Below are 9,924 nucleotides of genomic sequence, written 5' to 3'. Positions count from 1 at the left end.
TGCAGCGGCCGGCCGGTTTCGGGGTCCATGCCGATGATGATCGGTTCGCGGGCGTCCGCGGTGCGCGGCAGCAGGATCTCCGGGGTGGGGTCGAGCAGCGGATGCGGCAGGTCATCGGCCCAGGGGTCCTTGTAGCGGACGTTGATGAGCAGACGGCCGGCGATCGTCGCGGGCCGGGTTTTCACCCGGGAGGCGGGCAGACCCTCGTGCTCGGCGATGCGCTCCTCCAGGTCGTGGCCGGCCAGGGCGGAGGCGCGCCGGTTGGTGCCGATGGTGGTGATCTCGAACCGTTCGCCCAGCCGGGTCTCTCGCCAGTCGATCAGGTGGGAGCCGGCCAGCCCGTACAGGGCGGCGCGGCGGTGCCAGTCGGTCTTGGCCTGCTGCAGCGCGATCCACGCCGTACGGGTGGGCTGAATGACAAGAAGGAGGGATACCATGCGGATTCTCGTCTCCGGCGCCAGCGTCGCCGGTCCGGTGCTGGCCTACTGGCTCACGAGACACGGCTTCGAGGTCACCGTCGTGGAGCGGGCCCCCGCACTGCGCAAGACGGGCGGACACGCGGTCGACCTGTTCCGGCCCGCGATGAACATCTCGGAGAAGATGGGCGTGCTCCCACGCATCGAGGAGCGGGCCACCGGCACCGACCGGATGACCGTCTGTCAGGAGGGCGCACGGCGCCCCGTGCGGGTGGACCTCTCCAAGATCTTCAGCGCCACCTCCGACCGGCACGTCGAGATCATGCGCGACGAACTGAGCGAGATCTACTACGACGCCGCGCGAGACGACGTCGAGTACGTCTTCGGCGACTCGATCAGCGCGATCTCGCCCGACGGCGAGGTGCGGTTCGAGAACGCCGCGCCGCGCCGCTTCGACCTCGTCGTCGGCGCGGACGGGCTGCACTCCAACGTGCGCCGCCTCGTCTTCGGCAAGGAGTCCCGCTTCAGCGCCTTCACCGGGGCCTACCTCGGGGTGCTGACCCTGCCGAACGTCTCCAGGCTCGACGGCGAGCTCCTCATCCACGTCGGCGTCGGCCGCACTGCCGGCATGTACGGCGCGCGGCACCTCGGCGACGCGCGGGCGTTGTTCCTGTTCCGGAGCGAGCGCGAGCTCCACTACCGTCACCACGACGTGCCCCGGCAGAAGGAGCTGCTCCGCGGTGCGTTCGACGGCATGCACGCCGACGTGGACCGCTGGCTGGACGAGCTGGACCGCACCCCGGCGTTCTACTTCGACTCGATCACCCAGCTCCGCATGGACACCTGGTCGCGGGGGAGGGTGACGCTCGTCGGCGACGCGGGCTACTGCCCCGGCCCGGCCGTCGGCGGCAGCACCAGCCTGGCCGTTGTCGGCGCGTACGTCCTCGCCGGGGAGCTGGCGCGGGCGGACGGTGACCACGAGCGCGCCTTCCCCGCCTACGAGCGCGCAATGGCCGAGCACGTGCGCGGCAGCCACGCGGCCGCGCTGAGCGCGGCGAAGACCCTGATCCCCACCTCGCACCTCGGCGTGTGGGGACTGGCCCAGGGCGCCCGCCTGATCTCCGCCCTGCCCGCGGGGCCCAGCCGCGCCCTCGTCCGCCTCACCACCAGGAGCGCACGCCTCTACAACTCCATGACCGTCGACGACTACCCGCCGTCGCCCGCCGCGTCACCAGACCGGGCCGGCCCACCGGGACTCCGTGGGCGGGCGCAACAGCGGCTACGAGACGGCTTCCAGCGGTAGGTCGTTGCCGCGCCAGGTAGCTGCCAACTCCTGAACCGGCACGTTGAGTGCCTCGCCGAGGCAGACGATCGTGCCGAACCCGGGGGACGGCAGCCGTCCGGTCTCGATCTTGCGCAGGGTTTCCGGCGAGATACCAGCCGCGTGCGCGACTTCCGCCAGGTCGCGTCCCGCTCGCGCGTGGCGCAGCAGGGCGCCGAGGCGCCTGCCTGCTTCGATCTGCTCAGGTGTGAGCGGTTGGCGGACCATGCTCCGAGGATAGGGGTGGTATTACTATACCGGCAAGTGCTAGGGTGCCGGTATAGTAATACCAACACCCTGTGACGCGAGGTATTCGTGATTGAACTGAAGACGCCTGCGGAGATCCAACGCATGCATGTGGCCGGGCGTTTCGTCGCCGAGGTGCTCTCCGAGGTCGGCCGGCTCGCTGACGTGGGTGTCAACCTGTTGGACCTGGAGCACCACGTGCGCGGCATGATCAAACGGCGCGGGGCGGAGTCGTGCTACTGGGACTACGCGCCGTCCTTCGGGCGCGGCCCGTTCCGCAACGTCATCTGCCTGTCGGTCAACGACGCCGTCCTGCACGGCCTGCCCCACGACTACACGCTGCGCGACGGGGACGTGCTCAGCGCGGACCTCGCGGTCAGCGTCGACGGCTGGGTGGCCGACTCGGCACGCACGGTCGTCGTCGGGACCGCTGCCGAGGAGGACCTGCGGATCATCCGCGCCACCGAGGAGGCGTTGGAGGCGGCGATCGAGGTGGCACGTCCGGGCAACCGCCTGGGTGACATCTCGGCGGCCATCTGGGCGGTAGCCCACGACTACGGTTACCCGGTCAACACCGAGTTCGGTGGCCACGGCATCGGCCGCACCATGCACGAGGGGCCCCACGTCTCCAACAGGGGCCGGGCGGGCCGCGGCCTGAAGCTCCGGCCGGGCCTGACGCTCGCGCTCGAACCCTGGTTCGCCCGCACGACCGACCGGATCGTCTACGACCCCGACGGCTGGACCATCCGGTCGGCCGACGGCTCGCGCACGGCCCACTCCGAGCACACGGTCGCCATCACCGAGGACGCCCCCTTGGTGCTCACCCGGCGTGAACCGGAGAACTCGGCAACGCGGGCTGATCCCGCCGGTCGGCCGGCCGTAAAGGACGCCTGAGTCGCCCTGTTCGACCGATGCCGGCCCGATCGAACGGTGCTCGCAGTCAGCGCCGAAACGCCGGCGTCTCCGGCGGCGCGTCGTGGTCCGGGCCGGACCGCCGACACAGTGGCCGTGACGTGGCACTTTACGCTCCTGGCGGCCGGTACCGCCAACCGCTGTCGATCAGCGGCGTCGCAGGGACGGGTCGAGCAGCGCGGGCGGAGTGTCGTTCTTCTCGTGCGCGGCCAGATCGGTGCCGGGGGCCACGATGGCGTCGATCGCATCGAGTACGTCGGCGGAGAGCACGGTGTCCGCGGCGGCGAGTTGCGAGTGCAGGTGGTCCAGCGTACGGGGGCCGATGAGCGCGCCGGTCACGCCAGGGTGCGCGGTCACGAATCCGAGCGCGAGCTGGATCATGGTCAGGCCGGCCTCGTCGGCGACCTCGGCCAACCGCTCGACGGCTTCGAGCCTGGCCCGGTTGGCGGGGACGGTGGTATCGAAACGCTGCGGCATGAACGCTGAGCGGTTGCTGGTGATCTCCCGGCCCTCGCGGATCGCACCCGACAGCCAGCCCGAGGCCAACGGGCTCCACGCCAACACACCGAGTCCGTATTCCTCGGTTACCGGCAGGACGTGGGCCTCGATCCCGCGCTGCAGGATCGAGTAGCTGGGCTGTTCCGTGACGTAGCGGCTCAGGTGGAGCTCGCGGGCGGCCCACTGTGCCTGCACGATGCGGTAGGCGGGGAAGGTCGAGGAGCCGAAGTAACGGATCTTCCCTGCGCGCTGCAGGTCGGTCAGAGCCGACAGCGTCTCCTCGTCGCCGGTACGGGGGTCCCACCGGTGGATCTGGTAGAGATCGACGTGGTCGACACCGAGACGGCGCAGGCTGTCGTCCAGTGCGGTGACCAGCCAGCGGCGCGAACCGCCCTGATGGTTGCGCTCGTCGCCCATCGGCAGGCCCGCCTTGGTGGCCAGCACGATGTCCTCTCGGCGGCTGGCGATGGCTCTGCCGACCATCTCTTCCGACTCGCCACCGCTGTACACGTCGGCGGTGTCGATCAGGTTGATCCCGGCCTCAAGGGCGGCGTCGACGATGGCGGTGACCTCGTCCTGGGTGGTGCGCCCGATCTTGCCGAAGTTCATCGCGCCGAGCGCGAGAGTGCTGACCTGCACACCGGTACGGCCCAAATTGCGGTACTGCATGACCGTGTGTCTCCTCATTGCGGGTGGAACGTGGTGGCGATGAGTGGCTTGGATGTCAGGCTCCCGCTCTGGCATCATGAGCAAAACGGAACCTGGTTCCGAAACCATACGGAACACGGTTCCGGTTTGCAAGTGCGATGACGGCGGAGGAGCGCGGTGAACGACAGCGACCAGGGCGCAGAGCGCGCGGCCCAGTCCAGACGGAAGGACGCCCGGCGTAACAAGGAGGCCCTGCTCGACGCGGCTGCCGCGGCCTTCGTCACGTCAGGCGTGGAAGCGCCCGTACGCGACATCGCGGCCAAGGCCGGCGTCGGGCTGGGTACGATCTACCGCCACTTCCCGACGCGGGCGGACCTCATCATCGCCGTCTACCGGCACCAGGTCGACGCCTGCGCCGAGGCCGGTCCAACACTCCTGGCGACCAGCCCGACTCCTTGTGCCGCACTGGGACGGTGGATCAGTCTCTTCGTCGACTTCCTGGTCACCAAGCACGGACTCGCCGCGGTGCTCCAGTCCGACAACGCCGCCTTCGACACGCTGCACGCCTACTTCCTCGACCGCCTCGTGCCCGTCTGCGCCCAGCTGCTCAGAGCCGCAGCGGCCGCTGGAGAGATCCGCTCCGACATCAGTGCCTACGAACTCATGCGCGGAGTCGGCAACCTCTGCATCGGTGCGGACGGCGATCCCGGCTACGACGCACGTCGACTGGCCGAAATCCTCGTCGCAGGACTGCGCCTACCGCACTAGCCGCGACACCGTGACCAAGTTCGGCGCCGCCGACATCCCCGAAGTCATACAGGCCATGTCGACTCGGCTTGGGCGCCGTCCGGCAGTAGGGCCAGGAGCTGTTCGGTGTGGGTGGGCAGCTCCACGTCCGCAAGGCCTGTGATGAGGTCCCTCAGCGGCACGAGCTGATCGACCAGGACTGTGCCGTTGGACAGGAGCAGGGTGGGCACCGGTGTGTCGAGTTCGGCCTCGCTCAGCGCAGGCCCGCCGAGTGCGCAGAGGGCGTCCCCTTGGAGGCGGATACGCTCCCGAAGCCCCGCGTTGCCGCCGGCGCGCGCTATGACGCGTTCGATGGTCCAGGTGTCCTGGGCTGTGCGGTTGTCGTAGGTGGCGTTCGTCGCCGAGGCGACGGAGGAGGCGGCGGCGATGGTGGTGGCAGTGACGATGGCGACGTGCGCCAGGATCTGGTCGGCGTTCCACTCGCCGGCCGGCGGGGCGGGACTGGTGTCACCAGAGTCGGCCATTGTGGCCGCGGCGTCCAGCAGGGCACGGTAAGCGTTCCGGAGCGGGGCGGTGTCCAGCACGTCCTTCTTCTTTCTGTGGTCGTGTTTCTGTGGTCGTGCGCGGTGTTCATGTGGCAAGGCTGCGGCGGCTGCCTTCTCAGGCGTGCGCCCGATACATCTCCCATGGCGCCTGTGGGAGGACCTCACCGGTCTCAAGCAGCGACTTGAGGTTCGTCAGTACGGCCGGCCATCCGTGCGCGATCCCGTTGAGCATCGCCTGGTTGGGCAGGTTCTCGTGGGTCACGGTGAGACGGACGATGTCTTCGTGCGGTTCGACGAGAAAGGTGACGACCGACGATTCTCTCGACGGTCCGGCGCCAGGGGCATCGTCGAAGGTGACGACGAGTCGTGTCGGGGACTCGGCCTCGATCGCCCGCTCGGCCTTCCGCTCCGCCCGCGTGTTGATCTTCGACACCAGGCCGATGAACAGATCGACCAGCGCGTCGGTGATCTCCGTCGTCCGCGACCAGGCCAGCGCAGCCATCAACGTCAACCGGGTCGCCGGCGGGTTGGCCGCGAAGTCCGACGGATGCGAGGCCATTGCCCGGGCCCGCCAGGAGGCCACCAACCGGTCCGAATAGCCGCCGAACAGATCCGCCGGCAACCCGAGCGTCTTGGCCCGCCGCGGCTTGACGATCTCCTCCAGCAGCGTCTCCAGGCCCAGCCGTCCAGGGTCGGACTTCAGCTCCAGCAGGAACCCGTCCTCGCCCGTGGCCAGCTCCCACAGCGACCGCGCCGAGTCCGCCGACAGCCCGTTCAGCACATGCAGGCAGAACTTCCGCTCGAACCGGGCCCGGCCCGCACCCACGATCCGGTCCATCCGGCCCGGCGGTTCGATCTTTAACTTCCGACAGCGAGGCAGCAGCGCCGCACGCAGCCCTTCGTCGGTGAACACCATCGGACAGATCTTTTTCGCCAGCCACCCGGCTAGCACGTCCTCATCCGCCCGGGTCGACTCCCGAAACCCCAGCGCCTCCCGCACCTGCGCCCGGTGGTACTCGATCGTTGACCCCGACCACCGATACTCCGAGAACAGCGCAGCGTCGACCTTCACCTGCCCGGCCATGTAGTCCACCGCCGCCCGCGGCACCTCGCCCGCATGTCGCGGGAAGCGGCCCTCCTGCTCAAAGAACTTCAGCAGCAGGCCGAAGCCCAGACGGGTCGCCCCCGTCTTGTTCCCCACCAGATCCCAGTCGCTGTCCAGCAGCGTCCACGCCGCGATCAGCTCCTCAGGCTCCTACTCCCGACGCATCCCCGCCGCTCCCTTCGCCTGACCGACCCCCGAGAACAGGGCACACGATCGAACGGGGAACACCCCCTACGCCCCGGTACGCGCGATTCGTGACGACTACGAACCGCAACCGTGATCTAGCTCATCGCTACTTTGGGGCTGGGGACGCCTTCGGGAGCAGGACGCCGGACCGGAGCGCCCGCCGGACGCCCGCAACGGCGCCGGGCATCTCAGCCTCCGCGGCAAGGAGAACAACCACGCAAGGCCGCTACGCTGACGGCGCGGGTCGGGGTCCGAGGAACATCGGAACCGGATCGTGCGCCAAGCCCTGTCCGCGCAGGTCATCGCTGGGGGCAGCCGGAATACAGGAGAAAGACACCGCGGCCGGAATTCCTGCTGGTTAGTGGCGTCGGCGGGGTGGCGCGAGGTGCTCGGTGGCAGCGGCGATTACTTCGCTGCCTGGCCGGGTGTAGCGCATGGCGGTGCGGGGATTCTTGTGCCGGGTCTTGGCCATGACGAGCTGCAGGGGAACTTCGGCGTCGCCGAGATGAGTGGCGGCGGAGTGGCGGAGCTGGTGGAGGTTGAGTCCGGCGTACTTCTCTAGCAGCACGCGGGCGCGGTCGTAGCCCAGGCGGGCCCGGTCGGTGTATGGACAGATATCGGCTGCCGCGGGCCGTCGGACAGGAACAGCGGCCCCCGGGTGCGCTGCGTCCCGTCGGGCAGTCGGAGGAGCCGGGGCAGGAGATGGGTGGTGCCGGTGTCCCAGTACACCCATTCGATCGCCCCGCCTTTGGATCGAATCGGCGCGCGGCGTCCTTCGAGGTCGAGGTCTTCGACGTTGAGGGCGAGGATCTCGGCGGCGCGGCCGGCGGTTTCGTAGAGCATCCGCCACAGGGTCTTCTCCCGCAGCGGCACATCTCGGCGCGACAGCAGCCGGTGGATCGTCGTCTTGGCGACCGCCTTGGTTTCGTCCGGGGTCTCGCGACGTCGCTCGACATCGCCAGGCACCGACGGGGCTACCCACCGCTTCTTCGTCGTGCACCAGGTGAGCCAGGAGGAGATCGCGGCCCGGTTGCGGTTCCACGTCGCAGGCGCGCACCCACCCCACAACTGGGTGAGCGCGGCTCCGATCTCCTCGTCAGCGACCTCAGCCAACAGCCGGCCCGCACCCAGGACCGCGACGGTCCGGTCGATCGCCGAAGCGTAGGCCCGATGCGTGTTCGGGTTGCCGATCCGGTTCGTCGACAGGAACTGCTCGGCGGCCCCGGCGAGGTCGACGCCGTCGCCGCGCAGCGGCGAGACCTTCCGGCCTGCGGCCGCGTTCACACCGACGTCGGGGGCATGTACCGGATAACGTGCGCGAGTCGCACACCGTCTCGTGGATGGAATTGCCTGCTCGACCACGACGGCTGGCAGCTCATGTACGTGATAACAGGCGATTATCGCGTACATGAGTCAACGCGGGTCCCGCCACGCGGTGGGGCCGTACTCTTGCCATCAAAGGATCATGTTCGGCCACGTAGCGCCGGAGATACCCGGCCATTTATCGCCGGAACTTACAGCCTGGCCGCCCACCACGCCCACGTCTTCGGCCGCTGCTCGGCCAGGACCGGCATCGTCCCGTTCACGGACCTGGTCGAACAGGTCGTGAGCCAAGGGCCGTATGCCTGCAGATGCCAGGACCGCTTCACGCGCGGACGGGAGACGTCAGTGATCAGGCAGTGAGCGAGTCGGGGTAGAACCGCTCGACGTGGTCGCGCTCGGTGTACATGCGCCAGTACTGATCGGCCAGGTCGTCCGGATCGACGATGCCGACCTTCGGGCCGTCGGCCGCGGTGAAGGCGGCCTGCGCCGCGGCGGCCACCTCGCTCCGGGCGATCAGGGAGGCGACGCTCAGGGTGCCGGCGTAGACGCCCGTGCCGGCCAGCTCGGCGTTGAGGGAGTACAGGTAGTTGCGGGTGGCGGACATCACCGGGCCCAGGCCGCTGAGGTACGGCATCGGCCGCGCCGCCGAGTAGCCCTGGGTCAGCAGAAAGGCACCGTCACCGCGCTCGGTCCACTCCGGCAGCACTGCCCGGACCACCTCGACCGGGGTGAACAGGAGCAGCGGCGACAGCTCCATCAGGGTTGCCGCGTCCAGCTCGGTGGCGGCGGTGAAGCCCGTGTCACCGCTGATCGGCCCGTACTCGACCACGTCGATCCGGCCCAGGCGGTCCCGGATCATCTGCACCAGGGCAGGCACCTCGGAGGGCTTGGCAAGATCGGCGGAGAAGGCCACCGCCTCGATGCCTTCGCCGCCGAGCTCCCCGGCGAGGGCGTCCAGCCGGTCCTTGCGGCGGGCCACCAGTGCGACCCGGAAACCTTCGCGTCCGAAGCGGCGGGCCACGGACACCCCAAGGCCGGTACCGGCACCGAAGACGGCGATCACTTTGGACATGGGAGTGCTCCTTGACATGAACGGCTTTCTTGACCCTGGGGTCAACTTGTTGGGCGACGGTAGCATCTAACTTGACCCCCGGGTCAAATTGGATGTGCCTCAGGATGCGACCATGGAGTCCCACGCCACAGCCAGGAGGAACGACCGGATGCGGGCCGACGCGCAACGCAACGCGGAAAGACTACGGGCGGCCGCCGCCGAGCTCTTCCAGGAGCGCGGCCTCAAGGTGCCGCTGAAAGAGATCGCCCGCCGGGCCGGGGTGAGCCACGGCACCCTGTACAACCTCTACGGCACCCGCGAGGCGCTCATCGACGAGGTGGTGACCGACCTGGCCGCAGGCCGCCTCGACGAGGTCGCCGAGCACGCCCTGTCCTTTGGCGACGCCTGGGACGGATTCGCCTACTACATCGAGAAGGTCTGCGAGCTGCAGGCCACCGACCCCGCCGTCGCCGACGTGGTCAGCGGCCGGTATCCGCGTGCCGAGCTGCTGATGGCCGTCTGCGGCCGGGCGCAGGCCGCCTCCACCCGGATCATCGAGCGCGCCCAGCGGGCCGGCTCCCTGCGCCCGGACTTCACCAGCGAGGACCTTCTGCTCGTCTTCGGCAGCAGCGCTCTGCTCGCTCGCGCAGCCGCCGGCGCCGCGCCCGGCGCGTGGCGCCGGGGCGTCGCCTTCCTGCTCGACGGGCTGCGTACGGAGGCCGTCCGAGGACCGCTTCCCGTCGCGCCTTTGACCACGCAGCAGATGTACGACGTGCTGGGCGGGCTCACGGTGAATCCGTGAACCCCTTGGCCCCCTCGGCGTGAGGTACGCCGGGTGCGTGGGCGGCTTTCGCATCGCCTTCCTCTACGCGCCGGCCGGCACGCCGGTGGCAGCCACGGGCCGGTGGGCCGCCGCGCCCGGCAAG

General features: G+C 69.4%; 12 protein-coding genes. 4 read left to right on the top strand and 8 right to left on the bottom strand.

Translation table 11 applies throughout. The features are described 5' to 3' along the window. Positions 1 to 437: hypothetical protein (locus ACWDS7_RS42885; RefSeq protein WP_451933961.1), on the bottom strand; the 437-nt coding region annotated here is incomplete at its 3' end. On the opposite strand from ACWDS7_RS42885, the gene ACWDS7_RS42880 reads away from it, so the two are divergent. After that, positions 436 to 1,719, top strand: a complete 1,284-nt coding sequence (locus ACWDS7_RS42880) for an FAD-dependent monooxygenase (protein WP_451933960.1) — start codon at positions 436 to 438, stop codon at positions 1,717 to 1,719. The genes ACWDS7_RS42885 and ACWDS7_RS42880 overlap by 2 nt on opposite strands. Here the strand turns inward: ACWDS7_RS42880 and ACWDS7_RS42875 are convergent. Continuing rightward, positions 1,696 to 1,965, bottom strand: a complete 270-nt coding sequence (locus ACWDS7_RS42875) for a helix-turn-helix domain-containing protein (RefSeq protein ID WP_306872794.1) — start codon at positions 1,963 to 1,965, stop codon at positions 1,696 to 1,698. The genes ACWDS7_RS42880 and ACWDS7_RS42875 overlap by 24 nt on opposite strands. 87 nt (positions 1,966 to 2,052) lie before the next feature. Between ACWDS7_RS42875 and map the strand changes: the two genes are divergently transcribed. Beyond that, positions 2,053 to 2,877, top strand: coding sequence for a type I methionyl aminopeptidase (gene map, locus ACWDS7_RS42870; RefSeq protein ID WP_451933959.1), 825 nt, complete (start codon positions 2,053 to 2,055; stop codon positions 2,875 to 2,877). Between the two features lie 165 nt (positions 2,878 to 3,042). On the opposite strand, the gene ACWDS7_RS42865 is transcribed toward map, so the two are convergent. Further along, positions 3,043 to 4,062 carry an aldo/keto reductase gene (locus ACWDS7_RS42865; RefSeq protein WP_451933958.1) on the bottom strand — a complete coding sequence of 340 codons (1,020 nt, stop codon included), beginning with the start codon at positions 4,060 to 4,062 and terminating at the stop codon, positions 3,043 to 3,045. Between the two features lie 156 nt (positions 4,063 to 4,218). On the opposite strand from ACWDS7_RS42865, the gene ACWDS7_RS42860 reads away from it, so the two are divergent. Next, a complete protein-coding gene (locus tag ACWDS7_RS42860; RefSeq protein ID WP_451933957.1) occupies positions 4,219 to 4,809 on the top strand; it encodes a TetR/AcrR family transcriptional regulator in 591 nt (196 codons plus the stop codon). A gap of 44 nt (positions 4,810 to 4,853) precedes the next feature. On the opposite strand, the gene ACWDS7_RS42855 is transcribed toward ACWDS7_RS42860, so the two are convergent. From ACWDS7_RS42855 to ACWDS7_RS42835, 5 genes are all read right to left on the bottom strand, one after another. Further along, entirely contained in the window at positions 4,854 to 5,372 is a 519-nt protein-coding gene (locus ACWDS7_RS42855; RefSeq protein ID WP_451933956.1) for a hypothetical protein, read from the bottom strand. Positions 5,373 to 5,448: 76 nt separating this feature from the next. Next, positions 5,449 to 6,573 (bottom strand): DUF4158 domain-containing protein, encoded by a 1,125-nt coding sequence (locus tag ACWDS7_RS42850; RefSeq protein WP_451933962.1) that lies wholly within the window; start codon positions 6,571 to 6,573, stop codon positions 5,449 to 5,451. A gap of 409 nt (positions 6,574 to 6,982) precedes the next feature. Further along, on the bottom strand, positions 6,983 to 7,192 hold the full coding sequence (locus tag ACWDS7_RS42845; protein WP_451933955.1) for a tyrosine-type recombinase/integrase: 210 nt from the start codon (positions 7,190 to 7,192) through the stop codon (positions 6,983 to 6,985). Further along, positions 7,183 to 7,908 carry a tyrosine-type recombinase/integrase gene (locus ACWDS7_RS42840; RefSeq protein ID WP_451933954.1) on the bottom strand — a complete coding sequence of 242 codons (726 nt, stop codon included), beginning with the start codon at positions 7,906 to 7,908 and terminating at the stop codon, positions 7,183 to 7,185. Before ACWDS7_RS42840 ends, ACWDS7_RS42845 begins: the two co-directional genes overlap by 10 nt. Before the next feature lie 388 nt (positions 7,909 to 8,296). After that, the gene (locus ACWDS7_RS42835) at positions 8,297 to 9,019 is read right to left on the bottom strand and encodes an SDR family NAD(P)-dependent oxidoreductase (protein WP_175592006.1); all 723 of its coding nucleotides are present in this window, start codon (positions 9,017 to 9,019) and stop codon (positions 8,297 to 8,299) included. Positions 9,020 to 9,131: 112 nt separating this feature from the next. On the opposite strand from ACWDS7_RS42835, the gene ACWDS7_RS42830 reads away from it, so the two are divergent. After that, entirely contained in the window at positions 9,132 to 9,800 is a 669-nt protein-coding gene (locus ACWDS7_RS42830; RefSeq protein ID WP_451933953.1) for a TetR/AcrR family transcriptional regulator, read from the top strand. Positions 9,801 to 9,924: the final 124 nt, after the last annotated feature.

This window comes from Streptosporangium sp. NPDC003464, from assembly GCF_053588315.1.
This window is presented reverse-complemented; position numbering and strand designations above follow the sequence as displayed.